A 19566-nucleotide genomic window follows, 5' to 3' on the forward strand; every position below is an offset into this window, starting at 1 on the left:
AACAGGAAGCTCCTTCTAAAGATAATTATTTAGATCATGAATCTGCTGAGAAGCATACGCTCTATAATCAAACCACTATTATGAGCGTATTCGTTATCTTCCAATTGCCTTCAGCTTAACCCAAACCCTTAACCAGAAAGAAACAGCCCACAATCACCAATAACACGGCGAAACATTTTTTCAGGATTTGTGGCGATAATGCATGTGCTGTTTTCGCCCCAAGTTTGGCAGTAAAGAAACTCATAATGCTAATACCAAGAAAAGCATAAATATGAACAAAGCCAATAGTATTGGGCACATTCACCTGCGCCTGCATCCCAAAAATCATAAATCCCAAAGCACCGGCAACTGCAATGGGGAAACCACAGGCTGCAGATGTGCCTACTGCCTGTTGCATGACCACGCCATAACGGTTGAGATACGGTACGGTCAAGCTGCCACCGCCAATCCCAAAGATGGCTGAAGCAAAACCAATTCCCGAACCTGCAGCGATTTGTTGACCGGTTGTGGGCAAGGTTCGCCCCTGCTCTGCCGGCTTTTTGCTACCTGTAAACATGGTATACGCCACCCAGATCAGAAAGATTCCTACCACAATCTGCAAATGTAAGCCCGAAATTAAACCGGCAATCCCTGCACCGAAAAAGCATCCAATGGCCATAGGCGGAGCTAGATGTCTAAAGACTGGCCACAGCACTGCCTCGTTCTTATGGTGCGCCATCAATGAACTGATAGAGGTGATCACAATAGTTGCTAGCGATGTACCTAAAGCCAAATGCATAATCACATCCGGACTATAACCCATCTGCATAAACACGATATATAACAGTGGTACAATGATTGTTCCGCCACCGACCCCAAACAGCCCAGCGGCAAAACCTGCGCATGCCCCGATAATTAAAAAAATGATAATTTCCACGAAATACTGACTGAATAATTTGAAATTAAAGACAAGGCGCCTTAAGCAAGTTCCAGCTCACCAACCTGATGATAGGCACGATTAAAATACACCAGACCATGTTCTTGCTGACTGTGCTGAATGGCCAGCACACGGCACATAAAAATGCTATGCGTACCCACCTGCTGAATCTGCTCAATCTCGCAATCAAAGCTGGTCAAGGCATCTGTTAACACCGGCGCGCCGGTTTCCAGCTCAGTCCAGGTTCCATATTGAAAGCGCTCTTCAGACTTCATTTTGGAGGCAAAGACATTGGAGATTTGTTGATGCTGCGCGCCTAGCACATTCACGCTCAAGATTTTATTTTCAATAAAATGGGCGTGTGAGCGTGAAGCCTGATTCATGCAAACCAATAAGGTCGGTGGTGTATCGGTTACACTACACACGGCAGATGCGGTAAATCCATGCACACCAGACGCCCCTGCCGTGGTCACCACATTGACCGCGCTGCTGAGCAAAGACATGGCATTTCTAAAGTCTGCTGCTTCAATCATCACCGGATTCCTTCATTTTCTTGGGTTATGCTTGAAATGGTTGTTAAGCGGATGGGCCAGATGTTTTCCATCCATTCCCATCAGCTCTGCCACATGATGTGCCTGCGCGTTAAGCACTCAATTCTTGACGCACAATATCGGCGCCAGCGCTTAAAGCACGAAGTTTACCTTGCGCCACCTGACGCGATAACGGCGTCATACCACAGTTGGTCGATGGATAAAGCTTGTCGGCATCAACAAACTGCAAAGCTTTACGCAAGGTATTGGCCACTTCTTCTGCGGTTTCAATCTGGTTGGTGGCCACATCAATAGCGCCAACCATAACTTTTTTGCCGCGGATCAGCTCAATCAGGTCCATCGGTACGCGTGAGTTCTGACATTCCAGCGAAACAATATCAATTTTGGATTGTTGCAGTTTCGGGAACACGGCTTCATATTGACGCCATTCAGAGCCTAAGGTTTTTTTCCAGTCGGTATTGGCTTTAATGCCATAGCCATAGCAGATATGCACGGCGGTTTCGCATTTCAGACCTTCCAGTGCGCGTTCCAGCGTGGCCACACCCCAGTCATTGACTTCATCAAAGAACACGTTAAAAGCAGGTTCATCAAACTGGATAATATCGACCCCAGCGGCTTCGAGTTCCCTTGCCTCCTGATTCAGGATTTTGGCAAATTCCCAGGCCAGTTTTTCACGGCTTTTGTAATGACCATCGTACAGGGTATCAATCATGGTCATTGGACCCGGCAAAGCCCATTTAATTGGCTGAGTGGTCTGGCTGCGTAAAAACTTGGCATCTTCCACAAACACCGGCTGTTTCCGGGCCACCTCACCGATCACCGAAGGTACGCTGGCATCATAACGGTTACGAATACGCACCGTTTCCCGTTTTTCAAAATCCACACCTTCGAGATGTTCAATAAAGGTGGTGACAAAATGCTGACGGGTCTGCTCACCATCGCTGACAATATCAATTCCGGCCAGTAACTGTTCATGCAGTGACAGGCTCAAGGCATCCTGTTTGGCTTCACGCAGTGCATCGCCTTCAAGTTTCCATGGCGACCAGAGTTTTTCCGGTTCTGCCAGCCAGGATGGTTTCGGTAAGCTGCCTGCGGTTGAGGTTGGGAGTAAAATGCTCATCTTTAATCTTCTATCTCTATACGTTGAATTAAGCAGCGTTGGTTGCTACGGCGTAGCTGGCAGCCCACTGTTCCAGAATGTGCTGATACGGTTTAATAAAGTGTTCTTCTGTCCATTTGCCCTGTTTTACGGCCAGCTGGCTACGCTCGACACGGTCATAGACAATTTGCGTTAAGGAATAATCCGGGTACTCAAGACTAGGTTGATAGACCTGACCTGCAGTCGAGTTGGCATTATAAATTTCAGGACGATAAATCTTCTGGAAGCTTTCCATGGTGCTAATCGCGCTGATTAATTCAAGATCGGTATAATCCGCCAATAAATCACCGCTAAAATAGAACGCCAAAGGTGCAGCACTATTTTCCGGTTTAAAATAGCGAACAGTTAAACCCATTTTTGCGAAATAATGATCTGTTCTTGAGTATTCATTTTGCTGATATTCAACCCCTAACACCGGATGAATATTGGCGGTACGATAATAGGTTTTGGTGGTCGATACGCTCAGGCAGATCACCGGCTGTTTATTAAACTGTGACTGGAACGCCTCGGAATTCACCACGTACTGATACAGCTTGCCGTGCAAATCACCAAAGTTGTCAGGCATTTCCCCGGCTTTATGGCCTTGGGACAATAAAAGCACGCTAAAGTCATAATCACGTACATACGATGAAAAACTGTTTCCGATCATGCCTTCAATACGCTGATTGGTACGATGATCAACAATCGTCGATTTCAGCATTTCAATGGCTGGAAAGGCGTTACCATTGCCTTCGACATCAAGATCTGCAGACACAATATCAATTTCCAGTGAATAACGGTCACCCTTCGGATTATCCCAATGTGCCAAGGCATTAAAACGGTTATTGATCATGCGCAGCGTGTTACGCAGGTTCTGTTCACGGCTTTCGCCACGTGCCAGATTGGCAAAGTTGGTTGTTAAACGGGTACTGTCCGCTGGTTGATAGTTTTCATCAAAACGAATACGTTTAATTGAACATGCAAACTGTTGACTCATCTGTTCCACCGCTTTAAATATCTAAAAATAAAAATCTGAATGTCTTTCTGGTTTTAGTTATACGTGAACCCTAAGATGAATAAAAATGATTTAATCTAAGTTAATAGTGAATTAAATTCATGTTTTGATTTGAATAGCGTTATTTAAGGCGAAAATATAGAAAAATAGACTGCCCTATGAGTCATCAATCGAGTCCAATTTTTCTTGCTGGAAAAAGGCCAAAAAGCTAGATTTAGAATCAAAATAGATTTTTTTAATTTTAATAAAAACAATTATTTATAATTTTTATTGTAGCTAAATATCTTCACATTTTGTTGAAGAAAATGAGCTTCTTGATGGAATAAAAAATTGGCTCGCCTAAATATTTGGATCTGGTCTGTTTAGGTCAAACGGCGCTTATATAAGAATGTCTATAAAAGCATCAACATGAATTTGGCTCAGTTGAAGATGAGGAAAAATCAAGGGGTTTAGCTTGTAAATGATCAGTGATTTACCTTCCTATTAAACGAATAGATGCAGTGTTCTTCTGTAGCCCAATTTCCTTGAGAAACGACTTTGCGACTTTCAGCTTCTCTAAGAAATGAAAATTTAAACCGGCTCAGCTATACTGTTTAAAATATAAGCAGAATATTGAGATCAGTAAAATAAGGAAATATCTGATGACTTTTCAAAAAACAATTTTGGGGCTAAGTTTAAGTTGTGTACTGGCACTTATGTATGGCTGTACCAAACCGGCTTCTGATCAGGCTGAAACTGAAGTCAGTACTTCTGAAATCACATCGGATTCAAATGAAACTGCCAAAGCCAGCCCAGATTTTGATCTGAATAACATCCCCATTTCGACCGCAGTGCTTGGCGAGTTTCCTTATATTGAGTTACCACAGGGTTATCGCTATCAGAATGATGAAAATCGAAAGTTTGAACGTGTGCCGTTTTGGACAGGACATGACTTTCACTGGGTTGAAGGAAAACTGTTTAGTTCGGGTATTACCGCTAAATCAGATTATAAAGAAGGCAGTTATTTAGAAATACAGCGTAATCTTGATGCGGTAATTAAACAGCTTGGCGGTGTAGAAGTTGCCAATAGTCAAATCCCCAAAGAGCTTGCCAACAGTCTGCCTGATGCCATTCGGGTGCAACATGGTTCAGGTTTGGCTGATATTTATAATTACCCTGCGCAAACGTATGTGATTCGACAAGCGGATAAAAATATTTGGTTCCATTTGGCGCAATCTGGTCACTATATGGGTTTAATGGTAGCGGAAAGTCAGCCCTTAAATATCACTGCCAAAGCACTGACGTCGAGTGCACTGAAACAAAGTCTGGATCAGGACAGTAAAGTGAGTGTGCAAATTAACTTTGCCATAGATCAAGCCGAGATTTTGCCAGACTCACAAGAACAAATAGATCAGATTATTGCTTTACTGAAAGATAATGCCGATTTAAAGCTTGGTATTTACGGACATACTGACAATACAGGCAATGCGGCGCATAATTTAAAACTGTCTGAGCAACGTGCGCGAGCTGTAGCTGCTGCCCTAACCAAAGCAGGTATCGTTTCAAATCGCCTAACAGCCAAAGGTTTCGGGGATACTCAGCCTGTTGCAGATAATACGACTGAAGATGGTAAGGCGAAAAACCGTCGGGTGGAGTTGGTGAAATTATAAAAGTCTAAATACTAAAAAGACCGCTCAATTGCGGTCTTTTTTACATCTTTTTATAAATGGTGTCACGGCAGTCAACGTCTAAAACAAGCACCACAATTTTGGCGTCAATGACTTGATAGACTAAGCGATACGCGGTTTAAGCTTATCAAGCTTTTAAGCGCGATTTTTGTGAACTCGAGCTCTTAAGTCAGCTAAAGTTATCCTGATAGTTTCTTCACTTTTCGCTTTTTCTGTAGTTGGAATAAATGAACCTCTTCGTCCATAACACAATCTTTTAAAATTATTTTTGCATTTTCTAAAATTCGAGTTTGACGATCAGGGCTACGACCTTCTAAAAATTCTGGTATTTTTTTTACCATATTTCATAAGCTCCAAATAGGATGTTCTTCCCAATTATCAGGAAAACCCATTGCAACATGCCAATTTTCATCTTTCACAATAGGTTTTAAGAGTTTATTCAATTGATTGCACCACTCTGAATCAAATCCTGTCGGTCTTGGCAAGGTTTTTAAGATTAAGAGTACATAGAAGATACGTTTATTCGTCGGTGTAATCGGTGATTGCCAATTTGGATCTTTGTCAGCTTTAGATTTAATTGCTAATTCTTTATTCCATAACCGTCCATGATGGGCACAAATATTTCTTACATAGGTCAATATATGCAACCATTTAGCTAATTTTTCATGATGCAAAGAAAAATACTGTGCGATTGCTTTCTTATCTTCTTTATTGTTTGCCTTATTATTTATTAAACCACTATATAAAAATGACAATGAACCAAAACTTAAAACTTCAGTCAGCATCCAGATTGGGATTTGAGGAAAACCATCATAATTTTGTTGAAAATGCTGGATGAACGTATATTTAGAGCGTCCAACTTCTTTGTTGCATGTTTCTAAAAATTTTCTATGGTTAAATTTGGGATAAAAATTTTGTGCATTGTAGATACCAAATGCACCATATTGATGACCGAGATAATACGTTAATTTCGTTCGTAAAAACGTTTCTATAATTTCGATAGCACCGAATATTTGTAATCGTAATTCAGTATCAAATTCATATAATTGCACAATTTTTTCAAACGAAGTGCCCGGCTTGAATCGATCTAAGACATTATTTCCTGACCTTATTCGGTAAGGATACCAATATGCACTTAAGCGATAATAACCATATTTTGCCAATATTCCTTCAGCCCAAGCAACATTATGAATACTCAATCCTTTAGACTGTAGATGATGCACTTGCTCAGCATATGATAAAGGCTTTTTATTTATAAGGTTTTAACATAATTCACTAAAATCGAGGCATAAAAAACCGCCAAGGTTGCGCGGACTTCAAAAGAAGAACTAAGCGTGGCGGCTGTATTAAATACATAATAGCGACAATTGTCATTATTAGCAAGTTATGATCAAAAACCGCCCTTAGCGACGGTCTTTTTTATATCTAATCTCCCCTAACCCCCTCTTTATTAAAGAGGTGAGGAACAGCATTCCACAAGGGGAAGATTTTTTACACCCCAAGCGCTAACCTAAACAACACCTGCCATTGTTCATGAACCTTTTATTTCTCAAAAATCTCTCTTAAATCCTCCGTCATCCCTTGGGCGGACTTAAACTCGCCTTGCTGGTTTTTCCACACCATTGACGGCGTGGCAAAGAAACCATATTTAGCCATTAGTTCCTGGTTGGCATCTATTTTTGCAGCAATATCAGCAGGGATATTCTTGGTAATTTTTAACTTGTTTTGCCCTTTGTTGGCATTGTAACTGGTAAACACCTGCTGCGGATTTTTAGCCATCAGCATGGTCGCCACTTGCCCGCGGCTCTCATCACGAATGACTGCCACCTGAATATGTCTAAGCTGTACCTTCCCCGCCTTCACCCACGGACGTGCCTTTTGCCAGAAGGTATGGCAATACGGACAATTCGGGTCTGAAAATACATATACAATCCGCGGCGCATCTTTTTGTCCATCCTGAATCCAGGTGGAGTTCTCCAGACTTTTCCAGACATCATCCAGCACGGCGTCTTTAACATGGGTTTCAAGCGCTTTGATGGTCAGGTTCTCACCCTTGGCATTGTGCAAATCGCCAATAATGTAATATTTCTGGTCATTGGAAATAAACACGGTCGCCGGACTTTGCTGCATATGCCCGGCCCATCCGGTCATTTGCTCTGGCGCTTCAATCTGCTTGATAAATTTAAAGCCTTCCTGCTCAATCTGTTTTTTCAGATCAGTCTGGGCAAATGCTGTCGTATTTAACAGCAGCAGGAACAACACAGCGGGATAGATCATTTTTATAAGAGTTTCCTGTTATTTTGAAGATGGAGCAGAAAGATCGTTGATATAGCGACGCAGCATCGGCTGGGTCAGTTCTCCCATATGCCGATGCACGAGCTGTCCTTGTGCATTAAAGAACAAGGTGCTTGGCAAGCCATACATATTCATCTGGGTGGCCATGTCACCTTGAGGATCAAACAGGACATGCTGGAAATTAAAACGATGCTGACGCAGATAATCCTGTACCGTGTCAGTCGTTTCGCCCTGATTCAGCATTACAAAATGAATGTCCGGATAATCCTGCTGGGCCTGATGTAAAACCGGCATTTCCCGGTGACACGGCGGACACCAGCTGGCCCACAGGTTGATGATGGTCGGTTTGCCAACCCAGTGCTGTAGCGACACCTGTTGCTGCTGTAAATTTTGAAATTGCAGGTCAGGATACTGATTCTGCTGTGGCAAGACTGATTGAATACCCCAGTTCAGACAAAGCTGGATCGCAACAAATAGCGCGATCAATATCGCTTTAGGCAGATTGGCCAATGCCCGGTTTTTCCATAAAAACCACCCAATGCCGGCAATCAATCCACCATAAAAATGAAAGCCTTTGTCCTGAATCTTGATTATATCCAGTGGTGTCGCCAGATAAAGATCGGCATGCATTAGTACAAAAACCAGTCGTGCGGCAATTAATCCCACCCAGAATGACGTCCACAAGCTGTCACTAAAGATGCGCCAGCTAGGTTCAGGCCATTGCTGTTTCTGTCTGAAATATCGCCCTGCCCCATACACCAGCACTAATCCGGTGAGCAGCAGCACATTCTGCCAAGGCAACATCAGTGGGCCTATATGCAGCGCCGTTGCAGAAACCATCATGGTGTTTTTGCCTGCTGAAGTTGCTGTAAGCGCTGAATAAGTTGGGTCGCGCTAAAGGTACCAGTTAAACGTAAAGTACGCTGTTCCTGCTGCTGACTGTCCAGGAAAATCATGGTCGGTGGACCAAGAATCTGCCAGTCACGCAGTAATTCATCTTGAGATGGATGATACTCGGTTAAATCCAGTTTAATCCGCACCACATCCTGCAAGGCTGCCTGTACATCGGTACGTGGCAGGACTTCATTTTCTACCGGTTGACAGGCCACACACCAGTCGGCATAGACATCAATCACGATACTGCGTCCACTGTTTTGCTGTAGCAGCTGTGCCAGTTCCTGCTGGGTATGCACCTTTTGCCAGCTGAGTGTTTGCTGGGCATGGACCGCACCCATCTGCTGAAGGCCATGTTGAATATGCCAAATACCAATAGCGGTCATGGCCAGCGCCAGCACAATAACGCCAACACGCGAAATTTTCCCTTGCAGATGTCTGCGGATTAAATCGAAGCAGTAAATCGCCAGTGCCAGAAAAATAATACCCATCAACAGGAAATAGGCCACGGTCGGCAGCAATGGACGGGCGAAATAAACCGCCAGCGCCAGCATTAAAAAGCCGAAACTGAATTTTAACCGGTCCATCCATAGGCCCGGTTTCGGTAAATATTTGGCGCCAAATACGGCGGCAATAAATAAAGGAATCCCGAGACCCAGACCCAGTACAAACAGATAGGTCGCGCCGAGTACCGGCTGATCCAGTTGCGATACAAACAGCAAGGCACCGGCCAAAGGCGCACTCATACACGGACCTACAATCAGCGCGGAAATTATCCCCATTAACGCAGCACCGACCAGCGTACCGCCCTGCTGTTTTTGCTGCCATCGGTCCAGTCGTTGTAATAAACCCTGTGGTAAGGACAGCTGATACACCCCAAACAGGTTCAAGGCAAACAGGATAAACAACACCGCAAAGATGCCAATAAAGATCGGGCTTTGGAACCAGCGCTGGAAACTATAGCCCAGTTGCGCAACTGCCAGTCCCATCACCGCATACACTGCGGCCATACCCAGCACAAAAGCCAGCGCAATCAACGCAGCACGATAACCACGATGACGCTGTACCAGAATGCCAGACAAAATTGGAATCAGTGGCAAAGAACAAGGTAAAAAGGCCAGTAAAATGCCAAAACCGAGAAAAATCAGCAGATTAAAAAATAAATGATGTTCCGAGAGTAAATTGAAAAAATACTGGTCGTTGTTCCATTCAGATTGCAATGACGCAGCGGCTGCCGTTTGTGTCTCGCCTGCGATTTCACTGGCCGGCACCGGATTAGACGCTACGACTGAAATTTCTGAAGCCGCGACAGCATCAGTGAGTTTTGTCGGCTCTGTATTCTCTACTGCGGCAATCGACTCATTTTCAATGACAGCTTCTTCGGCGGCAGCAGATGTAGTTGTCAGTACTGTTTTTTCAGGTTTACTTGGTGCCGCTTCAATTTTAGCCGGTGCATCCAGCGCGACCGGTTTGGCGGCACTTAATAAACGCCGTTCGCTTGAAGGCGCATCTGACTGGGGCAACAAGCCTTGCGCATCGGTCTGAATGGTGGCGCGTTGCACCGGATAACATAAACCGCTTTCGGCACAGCCCTGCCACTGAATTTTAAATTGCTGGTTTGGCGCGACCGTAATGGTGGTCTTGACCTGATGATAATGCACCTTGGTCTGGCCAAAGGTCGGATCGTTCTTATCTTCCGGGACTGGCAGCTGTAATTTTAGCGCACCGGCATCGCTACGCACCTGCAGCTGATCATGATATAAATAATAATCCTCGGCGATGGTCCAGCGCAGTTCCGCCTGATCATCACTAATAGAACGCGCCTGAAACTGAAACGCCTGATCGGGTGGCAAGAACTCCTGCGCCTGTGACCAGACTGGCCAGAATGCACAAAGAACCACAAGCAAAGCACTTACACGCGTAATCATGACGTCCATTTTTCTGTAGAAAACCCGATTCATTATTAAAAAGATTAAATTAAGAGAACATTAACATAGCTCATTATTTATAAAATAGGATTTCAGGTGGAGAGTAACTATGTTTGTGGTTCTGGTCGAAGATGATCCTTATATTGCCCAAAGTATCTGTTCAGCGCTGGACTATTTAAATATTTCAGTCGAGCATGTGGCCACTGCACGCGCTGCTGATTATTTTATCCGGCAAAGTGCGGTCGACCTGTGCCTGCTGGATTTGGGCCTGCCCGATCAGGATGGTCTGGAACTGCTGCAGCAGTGGCGCCAGGATGAAATTCATCTGCCGGTACTGGTTTTAACCGCCCGGCATCAAACCCGGCAATGTGTAGAAGCCTTAAATCTGGGGGCCGATGACTACCTGACCAAACCCTTTGAACTGGATGAGCTGATTGCCCGTATTCATGCGCTGGCACGGCGTAATCGTGGTTTTTCTTCCAACCTGTTGCAACTAGGTGATTTGCAGTTAAACCGTGATACCCAGGAAGTGACGTTCCAGCAGCAGCCGGTGACTCTGTCACGACGCGAATACAGCCTGCTGGAAACCCTAATGAGCCATCCCAACCAGATTTTAAAAAATGAACAGCTGCTCGATAAACTGTATGGTTATCAGGACAGTATCGAGAGCAATGCGCTAAATGTGCATATTTATCATTTACGTCAGAAACTAGAGCCGCAGCTGATTCAGACCATTCGTGGTGTTGGTTATATGTTTAAAGTGCCGGAAACCGAGAGCTGAACATGCAGAACTACAGTTTAAAATGGCGGCTGGTCAGCATGTTTATGATGGTGTTTCTTAGCCTGTGGAGTCTGGTGTTTTGCTGGCTATATTATGATTTGCAGCAGCGGCTGCAAGATACGCTGGATCAGCGCCTGTTTGCCTCTGCACAAATGGTGGCGCGGCTGATTCAGCATTTGCCGCTCCAGGAAATTAATCCCGATTCCTTAAAACAGGTGGCCGAACAGTATCATGCGCAAAACCTGATTGCCTGTGAAGTGTCGGTGTTTAGTTCGGATATTACCTTGGGACCGTATGTGGTGGCTCGTACCCGCGGTGCGCCGGTGCAGCTGACCGGACAGCAACCGGGTTTTAGCACCTGGCAGGAAAATGGTGTGGAATGGCGCAGTTATGTGCTGCGTAAAGGCGACATTCAGGTGGTGGCCGCAGAACGGCTGGTGCTTAGAGCCTCTTTATTGCAACAGATTCTGCAATCGGTGCTGATTCCGCTGGTGTTATCGCTACTGATCTGTATGGCGCTGGTGATTCATATTTTGCGTAAAGAATTCCGCCCTTTAGATGATATGGCCCAGCAACTGGCAGATAAACAGCATTCGCTGTCAGATGCGGCGCATTATCTGCAACATCTGGATGCGCGCAAAATTCCCAAAGAAGTCCAGCCTTTTGTCGATAATTCCAATCAGCTGATTCAGAATCTGCACCATAGTCTGGAAAATGAAAAACTGTTTACCGCCTATGCCGCGCATGAACTGCGTAGTCCTTTAACTGCAATTAAAACTCATGTACAACTCAGCCGGATGATGGTTGAACAGAATCCGGCGCAGGCCAGCAAGCTGATTGAAAACCTGAAACAGGCCGAAAACAGTATCTGGCGCTATCAGCAGTTGCTGGAACAGTTGTTATTACTGAGCCAGACCGATCATGACGCTGCGCAAGCCGCCCCAGATTCGGAAACCACCGAAGTCGCACCAGTTTTGAGGCAAGTGATGGAAGAATTAAGTCCGGTTTATCCACATTTAAATAGCATATTGCAGGTCGATTGGGAAAGTCTGCAGACCCTGCAACTACCACCGCTGAGCTTGCAGACGATTCTGAAAAATCTGCTGGAAAATGCCCTGCTACATGCCCAAGGTTTAAGCCGAATTGCAATTACCATGCATAATCAGCAACTGCTGGTACAAGATGATGGTCAGGGGCTGACTGGCGCTGAACTGACCCAGATGACCCGGCGCTTCTGGCGTAAATCTGCCCAGCAACAGGGTCATGGTTTAGGGCTGGCTTTGGTGAAAGCGCTGCTCCAACATCATCACTACCAGATGGATTTAAGCCTGAACCTTCCTCAGGGTTTAAGCATTCGCATTCGGCCGGAACAGCCCTCTTCCACGCTCAATTAAAGGGTTGATGCTTGGGGACTAGATTAGAAGCTATATCTTAAGCCCCAAACCGCCTGATTTTTCTGTTTGATTTTACTGCGGTCATAGCCACCAAGAATGAAATCGGAAAAGACATTCACATTCGGCGCAACTGCATAATCCAGCCCGACCGAGGCAAAACGAAAAGCGGTATCGGTCTGGGTATCTAAAAATTCCTGACCTTCATATTTGCCGGAGTCATTAAAATAGGAACCGGCAACGGCCAGATTTCCAGTTAATTTGTCGCTGAGCTGATGGGCATAGTTCAGGCTGACATAGGTATCGCCCTGATTCATATACACCACATCATATAAATAGGTCGACACGCCGAAGGTTAGTGTAGCTTGCTCATTCAGGTTTTTACTGACACGCAGGCCCAGTTCATTGGAGGTGGTGCTGTCCCCACCCGGATAATAATAGGTCGCATTCCACAGATCCCAAGTGAGGCCTTTAAAATCTGACACATGCCCGACAATAAAATCATGTTCCATTTTATCGGTGCTGTATTGCCGGCCTTGTTGTAAATCGCGGTATGAATAACCCAGTGTACTGCCCCAATAAGCAGCGTAAAAATTTCCGTAACCCAGGGTTAAAGAGGCCTGCAAAGCCAGGTCTTCATTTTCTGGTGCATTGGTCAGACCGCGCGACACATATTTGGATACTGCGGTCAGCTGACCGGACACATCAATAGAGGAAGACGATGCATCATTGGCCCAGCTGGACATGCTGATACATGACAGACATCCGGCGGCGACCACCGTTCTTGTAAATGGAATCATTGTTTTAAAATTTAACCTGATTGAATGTAAAAAATCCCAGCCAACCATCGGACCGTGAGCTGTGCGGATGGTTGGGTATCTGGTTTTAACTAAGAAAAAAGGATGTGTATAAAAATGCACATCAAAATGATCTAAGAGATCAAAGTGTTCTGTTGCGGCTAGATTGACCGGACTGGCGTATTGGCCCGGTAAAATGGCGCCGTAGATTTGGCCAGCGCCGGTTTGGCGCGAATATGATCGGCCAGTTTTTCGGCCATCATAATGGTGGTGGCATTCAGGTTGCCGGTAATAATCAGCGGCATGATCGAAGCATCAATCACTCGCAGGTTCTGCAGCCCATGTACCCGCCCGTAGCCATCGACCACCGCCATATCATCTTCACCCATTTTGCAGCTGCAAGATGGATGGAACGCAGTTTCAGCGTGGTTACGGATAAATTCGTCCAGCTCGGCATCGCTTTGTACCTGTTTGCCCGGGCTGATTTCTTCGCCGCGATAGGCATCTAAAGCCGGTTGATGCATGATGTCCCGGGTAATGCGGATGGCATCACGGAACTCGCGCCAGTCCTGTTCGGTACTCATATAATTGAACAGGATACTTGGATGCTGAAACGGATCTTTGGAGCGCAGTTTGACCCGACCGCGGGATGGAGAGCGCATGGAACCGACATGCGCCTGAAAACCATGCTGCTGAATGGCATTACTGCCATTGTAGTTAATGGCGACCGGTAAAAAGTGATACTGGATATTCGGCCAGGCAAACTCATCGGAAGTGCGGATAAAGCCACCCGCTTCAAACTGGTTACTGGCACCCACACCCTGACCTAAAAACAGCCATTCTGCACCAATTTTTGGCTGGTTATACCATTTTAAGGCGGGATATAAGCTGACCGGTTTTTTGCATTGATACTGTAAATACATTTCCAGATGATCTTGTAGGTTTTCACCTACGCCCGGTAAATCATGAACCACCGGAATCTCCAGGCTTTTTAGATGCTGGGCATTACCGACACCGGAACGCTGCAGAATTTGCGGGGAAGCAATGGCACCCCCACAGAGCAGCACTTCTTTTTCAGCAAAGACTTGGAGTGGCTGCGCGGTACTTTGTCCCTGAAAATATTCGACTCCCACCGCCTGCTTGCCATGAAATAGAATTTTATTGGTCATGGCATGGGTGCGAATGGTTAAATTCGGGCGCTGTCTGGCCATATCCAGATAACCACGCGCCGTGCTGGAACGGCGTCCCTGTGGGGTTACGGTACGGTCCATCGGGCCAAATCCTTCCTGCTGATAGCCATTTAAATCATCGGTACGTGGATAGCCAGCCTGTACCGCAGCATCGACCATGGCATGAAACAGCTCGTTATTTCCGGCTTTCGGGGTGGCGACCTGTACCGGACCACTGTCGCCATGATAGTCATTGCCGCCAATATCACGGGTTTCGGCCTTTTTATAATAAGGCAGGCAGTCGGCATAGCTCCAATGTTCCAGTCCTTTCAAACTGGCCCATTGTTCCAGATCCATCGCATTGCCGCGGATATAACACATGCCGTTAATCAGGGAGGACCCGCCCAAGCCTTTACCACGACCACATTCCATGCGGCGATTATTCATATACGGTTCCGGGTCGGTCAGATAAGCCCAGTTATAACGCCGGCCCTGTAAGGGATAAGCCAGCGCGGCAGGCATCTGGGTACGAAAATCCAGCCGGTAGTCCGGCCCACCTGCTTCTAGGAGCAACACCGTCGTGTCCGGATCTTCAGTTAATCGAGCCGCCAGCACATTCCCAGCAGAACCTGCGCCAATAATAATATAGTCATAGTTCATGCAGCATGATCCTCCCTTAAGCTGAAAATACAGACTGGAAAGGACTCAGTTCCACCTGAACCGATTTGGTCTGGGTATAGTGCTGTAAGGTCACCAGACCATTTTCACGGCCAACACCGGACTGTTTATAGCCACCAACCGGCATTTCTGCCGGAGATTCACCCCAGGTATTCAGCCAGCAAATCCCCGCTTCAATCTGATGAATAATGCGATGGGCACGGCTTAAATCCGGACTGACCACACCAGCAGCCAGACCATAGGTGGTGGCATTGGCTCTGCGGATTACTTCATCTTCGCTGTCATAACTTAAAATACTCATAACCGGGCCAAAAATTTCTTCCTGAACAATGCACATTTCATCATGACAATCAGTAAATACTGTGGGTTCGACAAAAGCCCCGTGCGCAAATTCAGCTGCCGCTGCGCGCTGCCCGCCTGTTAACAGACGAGCGCCCTGCTGTTTGCCCAGCTCAATGTAATGCAATACTTTTTCCATATGGGCAAAGCTGGATAGTGGCCCGAAATTAGTGTTCGGGTCTAAAGGCTGACCCATGCGCACATAGGGAATGCGCTGCAGAATCTTTTCTTCAAAAGCGGCTTTTAATGCACTAGGAATAAACACCCGGGTTCCATTGGTACACACCTGTCCAGAACTGTAGAAATTGGCCATCATGGCAATATCGGCAGCCAGATCCAGATCGGCATCTTCACAGATAATTAACGGTGATTTTCCACCAAGTTCCATGGTGACTTCTTTTAAGCTGGACGCCGCCGCCTGTGCCATTACTTTTTTACCGGTACTCACACCGCCGGTAAAGGATACTTTGGCAATCTCCGGATGCTCAGTTAAATAGCTACCCACATCGCCACCACCGGTCACCACATTAAAGACGCCGTCCGGTACTCCGGCTTCACTATAAATTTCGGCCAGTTTTAACGCGGTAAGTGGGGTAATTTCACTGGCTTTAAACACCATGGCATTGCCTGCGGCCAAGGCTGGTGCAGATTTCCATAACGCAATCTGGATTGGATAATTCCAGGCGCCAATACCGGCCACCACACCAAGCGGTTCACGGCGGGTATAAATAAAAGAACTTTCTCTTAACGGAATTTGCTGGCCTTCGAGTGCTGGTAAAATGCCGGCATAATATTCCAGCACATCGGCCCCGGTTACAATATCGACGCTGCGGGTTTCACTTAAAGGCTTGCCACTGTCCAGGCTTTCAATTTCTGCCAGCTCATCATTGCGTGCCCGTAAAATGGCTACGGCCTGATTTAAAATGCGGGAACGCTGCATGGCAGTCATGGCGGCCCAGGCTTTTTGTCCCTGTTTGGCAGACTGTACTGCCCGATCAACATCGGCCTGGTTACATGCTTGAATGCTGGCCAACACCTCAGCATTGGCCGGATTAATACTTTGGAATGTTTCAGAGGATGAAGCATCGACAAACTGACCGTGAATATAAGGTCGTTGTGTATTGAATTGCATCAATCGGTTCTCCTCGTAATTTAGTGAATATTGAGTTGCTGACGGATATAGTCGGCACAAATCTGAATAGGTAAATCGGCATCCAGTTCAGTGGTCATTAAGGAACCGCGTAACCAGAAACCGTCAATCAGTGCGGCCAGACCCTGTGCGGCGCGTTCGGCCTGATCGCGGTCCAGCTGTTTGGCAAACTCATGCTTGATATTGGAATGCAGGCGGTAATGGTTAACCTGCTGCAAACGATGCAAGTCAGGTTGATGCATACTGTTGGCCCAGAATGCCAGCCAGGTTTTCATGGCCGCTTTGTCAGTCTGTTCGGCCGAGAAATTGGCACGCACAATTGCAATCAGGCGCTGCTCCGGCGTGTTTTCTGCGGCATTTAAACTGGCCGAAATGGCATCGCCCAGCTGTTGCAGCAAATAACGCATGGTCGCTTCAATCAGGCCATGCTTGCCCTGAAAATAATGACTGATGATGCCTGTAGACACACCTGCCCGCTGGGCAATCTGGCTGATAGACGCTTCAGCAAAACCCAGTTCATTAATGGCAGATAAGGTGGCATCAATCAGCTGTTGACGACGAATCGGTTGCATACCAACTTTAGGCATAAGATCGACCTGACTAATAAAAATCATGCACAAGGCAAGGTAACATATAAAAACGTTATTTTAATTGAACGTTCAATTAAAATAAATTATAGTCCCGTCTGCTTCCTGATGTACAGCTCAGTTTGTTTTTCATTTGCAAATGTTTGTAATGAGAGCCATGCCTATAGTCTGGTTAAGCCAAAACACACTGCGCTGTAGATCCGAATTAAAAAAATATGGTCACAGATTTATGCAAAAGAAAACTGAACAGACGACCGATAGTCTGAACAAAGTTGTCTTTTTTCTTTCGGCAACACTTATCCTGCTGTTTTCGCTGGTTACGATTTTATTTAATGACCAGGCGAATCAGCTCATTACCCAAATCTTGAACTGGGTCAGTCGGACCTTTAGCTGGTATTACCTGCTGGCGGCCACCTTATATCTGGTCTTTGTACTGTTTATTGCCCTGTCGCGTTATGGCGACATCAAATTAGGTCCCAAACATTCCAAGCCGGAATTTAGCCTACTGAGCTGGTCGGCAATGCTGTTCTCGGCCGGAATCGGGATTGACCTGATGTTCTTCTCGGTGGCCGAACCGCTGTCTCACTATATGAATCCGCCTGTCGGCGAAGGCCAGACTTTTGAGGCTGCGCGCCAGTCAATGGTCTGGACCCTGTTCCACTATGGATTAACTGGCTGGAGCATGTATGCCCTGGTTGGCGTGGCTTTGGGTTATTTTAGTTATCGCTATAACCTGCCGCTAACCATCCGCTCGGCGCTTTATCCGATTTTTGGCAAGCGTATTAATGGCTGGATTGGACATAGTGTCGATACTGCGGCCGTTTTGGGCACCATTTTCGGTATTGCCACCACCTGCGGGATTGGTGTGGTTCAGCTCAACTATGGCCTGCATGTACTGTTTGATGTGCCGGAAAACCTGCTGATCCAGTCAGCTCTGATTGCCGTTGCAGTGATTATTACTGCAATTTCAGTGGCTTCTGGGGTAAATAAAGGTCTTCGAATTTTATCTGAAGTCAATATTTATGTGTCAATTGGTCTGCTGCTGTTTATTCTGGTGATGGGCAATACCGAGTTTTTACTGGCAGCGTTAATCCAGAACTTTGGCGACTATATTAGCCAGTTCCCGCAACTATCCTTAACCAGTTTTCCGTTTCAGCAACCGAAAGAATGGATGAACAGCTGGACCCTGTTTTTCTGGGCCTGGTGGATTGCCTGGTCGCCATTTGTCGGCCTGTTTCTGGCGCGAATTTCCCGTGGCCGGACCATCCGCGAATTTGTGGCCGGTACCTTAATTATTCCCCTGCTGTTTACCCTGACCTGGCTGTCGATTTTTGGAAATAGCGCCCTGCACAGCGTGATTTTTGATGGCAATACCCAGCTGGCCAACACCGTATTGGCCAATCCAGCACATGGTTTCTATGACCTGCTTGCCCAATATCCATGGTTCCCGTTTCTGGCCGGCGTCGCTACCATTACCGGTTTGCTGTTTTATGTGACTTCTGCCGATTCAGGGGCACTGGTGCTGGGGAATTTCACCACCAAATTTAGCAATATTGAACATGATTCGCCGCGCTGGTTAAGTGTCTTCTGGGCACTGGCGATTGGTTTACTGACTTTGGCCATGCTGATGGCCAATGGCGTGACTGCACTGCAAAACACCACCATTATTATGGGGCTGCCTTTTAGCTTTGTGATTTTCTTTGTCATGGCGGGTCTGTACAAGTCATTAAGACTGGAAGATTTCCGTCAGGCCAGTACCAGCATGAATGCGGCACCCGTGGTCGGCAATGTCGACATCTTTAACTGGAAAAAACGCCTCAGCCGGGTAATGCTGCATGCCAATTTATCGCAAACCCAGCAAATGCTGGAAGAGGTCTGTAAACCGGCAATGCAGGCGGTGGCCACAGAATTCATCAACAAAGGCATTCAGGTCGATCTGGCGGAAAAAGCCCTGGATGATGAACCGGAACTGTCACATCTGGATTTAACCATTCAGCTGGATGAAGAAGAAAACTTCGTTTACCAGATCTGGCCAATCCGTTATGACACACCCAACTTCAGTTCACGCGGCAAACGCACCAAGAAATACTATTACCGTCTGGAAACCTATCTGTTTGAAGGCTCGCAAGGCAATGATCTGGTGGGTTATAGCAAGGAACAGGTCATTAACGACATTCTGGATAAATACGAGCGCCATTTGATGTTCTTGCACATCAACCGGATTAGTCCAGGCAAGCGCCCGCTCTTTCCAGACCCGGATCAATAAGGAA

At 46.2% G+C, this 19566-nt stretch carries 17 protein-coding genes; 4 read left to right on the plus strand and 13 right to left on the minus strand.

Features of this window, described 5'->3' with window-relative positions; translation table 11 throughout:
• Window positions 1-115 precede the first annotated feature (115 nt).
• The 4 genes from FTT64_RS11815 to FTT64_RS11830 form a co-directional block, all read right to left on the minus strand.
• On the minus strand, window positions 116-916 hold the full coding sequence (locus FTT64_RS11815) for a sulfite exporter TauE/SafE family protein (RefSeq protein WP_180182422.1): 801 nt from the start codon (window positions 914-916) through the stop codon (window positions 116-118).
• Between the two features lie 41 nt (window positions 917-957).
• Window positions 958-1449 carry a flavin reductase gene (locus FTT64_RS11820; RefSeq protein ID WP_005177877.1) on the minus strand — a complete coding sequence of 164 codons (492 nt, stop codon included), beginning with the start codon at window positions 1447-1449 and terminating at the stop codon, window positions 958-960.
• Window positions 1450-1558: 109 nt separating this feature from the next.
• A complete protein-coding gene (locus tag FTT64_RS11825; RefSeq protein ID WP_104498182.1) occupies window positions 1559-2587 on the minus strand; it encodes a methionine synthase in 1029 nt (342 codons plus the stop codon).
• 28 nt (window positions 2588-2615) lie between these two features.
• Window positions 2616-3602: a DUF1852 domain-containing protein gene (locus tag FTT64_RS11830; protein ID WP_016658148.1), complete on the minus strand. Its 987-nt coding sequence runs from the start codon at window positions 3600-3602 to the stop codon at window positions 2616-2618.
• Between the two features lie 659 nt (window positions 3603-4261).
• Here FTT64_RS11830 and FTT64_RS11835 point away from each other — a divergent pair.
• Window positions 4262-5269, plus strand: a complete 1008-nt coding sequence (locus FTT64_RS11835) for an OmpA family protein (protein WP_180182423.1) — start codon at window positions 4262-4264, stop codon at window positions 5267-5269.
• Window positions 5270-5466: 197 nt separating this feature from the next.
• On the opposite strand, the gene FTT64_RS11840 is transcribed toward FTT64_RS11835, so the two are convergent.
• The 5 genes from FTT64_RS11840 to dsbD form a co-directional block, all read right to left on the minus strand.
• Window positions 5467-5628 (minus strand): hypothetical protein, encoded by a 162-nt coding sequence (locus FTT64_RS11840; RefSeq protein WP_168417306.1) that lies wholly within the window; start codon window positions 5626-5628, stop codon window positions 5467-5469.
• 3 nt (window positions 5629-5631) lie between these two features.
• Window positions 5632-6510, minus strand: a complete 879-nt coding sequence (locus tag FTT64_RS11845) for an Abi family protein (RefSeq protein WP_180182424.1) — start codon at window positions 6508-6510, stop codon at window positions 5632-5634.
• A gap of 319 nt (window positions 6511-6829) precedes the next feature.
• Window positions 6830-7570, minus strand: coding sequence for a thiol:disulfide interchange protein DsbG (dsbG, locus tag FTT64_RS11850; RefSeq protein WP_373685945.1), 741 nt, complete (start codon window positions 7568-7570; stop codon window positions 6830-6832).
• Window positions 7571-7582: 12 nt separating this feature from the next.
• Window positions 7583-8425, minus strand: a complete 843-nt coding sequence (locus tag FTT64_RS11855) for a TlpA disulfide reductase family protein (protein ID WP_180182425.1) — start codon at window positions 8423-8425, stop codon at window positions 7583-7585.
• Window positions 8422-10404: a protein-disulfide reductase DsbD gene (gene dsbD / locus FTT64_RS11860; protein WP_180182426.1), complete on the minus strand. Its 1983-nt coding sequence runs from the start codon at window positions 10402-10404 to the stop codon at window positions 8422-8424. Before dsbD ends, FTT64_RS11855 begins: the two co-directional genes overlap by 4 nt.
• A 109-nt stretch (window positions 10405-10513) precedes the next feature.
• Between dsbD and FTT64_RS11865 the strand changes: the two genes are divergently transcribed.
• Window positions 10514-11185, plus strand: coding sequence for a response regulator transcription factor (locus FTT64_RS11865; protein ID WP_016658141.1), 672 nt, complete (start codon window positions 10514-10516; stop codon window positions 11183-11185).
• Between the two features lie 2 nt (window positions 11186-11187).
• Window positions 11188-12579, plus strand: coding sequence for an ATP-binding protein (locus FTT64_RS11870; RefSeq protein ID WP_180088433.1), 1392 nt, complete (start codon window positions 11188-11190; stop codon window positions 12577-12579).
• A 23-nt stretch (window positions 12580-12602) separates the two neighbouring features.
• Here FTT64_RS11870 and FTT64_RS11875 read toward each other — a convergent pair whose 3' ends face one another.
• The 4 genes from FTT64_RS11875 to betI all read right to left on the minus strand — a co-directional run bounded on the left by FTT64_RS11875 (window position 12603) and on the right by betI (window position 17296).
• Window positions 12603-13376, minus strand: coding sequence for a hypothetical protein (locus FTT64_RS11875; RefSeq protein WP_152342388.1), 774 nt, complete (start codon window positions 13374-13376; stop codon window positions 12603-12605).
• A gap of 158 nt (window positions 13377-13534) precedes the next feature.
• Window positions 13535-15202 (minus strand): choline dehydrogenase, encoded by a 1668-nt coding sequence (betA, locus tag FTT64_RS11880; protein WP_127801582.1) that lies wholly within the window; start codon window positions 15200-15202, stop codon window positions 13535-13537.
• Window positions 15203-15218: 16 nt separating this feature from the next.
• The gene (gene betB / locus FTT64_RS11885) at window positions 15219-16694 is read right to left on the minus strand and encodes a betaine-aldehyde dehydrogenase (protein ID WP_171526855.1); all 1476 of its coding nucleotides are present in this window, start codon (window positions 16692-16694) and stop codon (window positions 15219-15221) included.
• 17 nt (window positions 16695-16711) lie between these two features.
• Window positions 16712-17296 carry a transcriptional regulator BetI gene (gene betI / locus FTT64_RS11890; protein WP_168400231.1) on the minus strand — a complete coding sequence of 195 codons (585 nt, stop codon included), beginning with the start codon at window positions 17294-17296 and terminating at the stop codon, window positions 16712-16714.
• Window positions 17297-17525: 229 nt separating this feature from the next.
• Here betI and FTT64_RS11895 point away from each other — a divergent pair, with 229 nt between their 5' ends.
• The gene (locus FTT64_RS11895; RefSeq protein ID WP_180182427.1) at window positions 17526-19562 is read left to right on the plus strand and encodes a choline transporter; all 2037 of its coding nucleotides are present in this window, start codon (window positions 17526-17528) and stop codon (window positions 19560-19562) included.
• Window positions 19563-19566 lie beyond the last annotated feature (4 nt).

It is taken from the genome of Acinetobacter sp. Q186-3, from assembly GCF_013420655.1.
GTDB lineage: Bacteria > Pseudomonadota > Gammaproteobacteria > Pseudomonadales > Moraxellaceae > Acinetobacter > Acinetobacter indicus.

Coding starts and splice junctions, on each gene's coding strand:
- FTT64_RS11840 (WP_168417306.1), bottom strand. CDS start 5,628: ATGGTAAAAAAAATACCAGAATTTTTAGAAGGTCGTAGCCCTGATCGT.
- FTT64_RS11825 (WP_104498182.1), bottom strand. CDS start 2,587: ATGAGCATTTTACTCCCAACCTCAACCGCAGGCAGCTTACCGAAACCA.
- FTT64_RS11870 (WP_180088433.1), top strand. CDS start 11,188: ATGCAGAACTACAGTTTAAAATGGCGGCTGGTCAGCATGTTTATGATG.
- FTT64_RS11835 (WP_180182423.1), top strand. CDS start 4,262: ATGACTTTTCAAAAAACAATTTTGGGGCTAAGTTTAAGTTGTGTACTG.
- FTT64_RS11865 (WP_016658141.1), top strand. CDS start 10,514: ATGTTTGTGGTTCTGGTCGAAGATGATCCTTATATTGCCCAAAGTATC.
- betA (WP_127801582.1), bottom strand. CDS start 15,202: ATGAACTATGACTATATTATTATTGGCGCAGGTTCTGCTGGGAATGTG.
- betI (WP_168400231.1), bottom strand. CDS start 17,296: ATGCCTAAAGTTGGTATGCAACCGATTCGTCGTCAACAGCTGATTGAT.
- FTT64_RS11895 (WP_180182427.1), top strand. CDS start 17,526: ATGCAAAAGAAAACTGAACAGACGACCGATAGTCTGAACAAAGTTGTC.
- FTT64_RS11855 (WP_180182425.1), bottom strand. CDS start 8,425: ATGATGGTTTCTGCAACGGCGCTGCATATAGGCCCACTGATGTTGCCT.
- FTT64_RS11875 (WP_152342388.1), bottom strand. CDS start 13,376: ATGATTCCATTTACAAGAACGGTGGTCGCCGCCGGATGTCTGTCATGT.
- dsbD (WP_180182426.1), bottom strand. CDS start 10,404: ATGATTACGCGTGTAAGTGCTTTGCTTGTGGTTCTTTGTGCATTCTGG.
- FTT64_RS11830 (WP_016658148.1), bottom strand. CDS start 3,602: ATGAGTCAACAGTTTGCATGTTCAATTAAACGTATTCGTTTTGATGAA.
- FTT64_RS11820 (WP_005177877.1), bottom strand. CDS start 1,449: ATGATTGAAGCAGCAGACTTTAGAAATGCCATGTCTTTGCTCAGCAGC.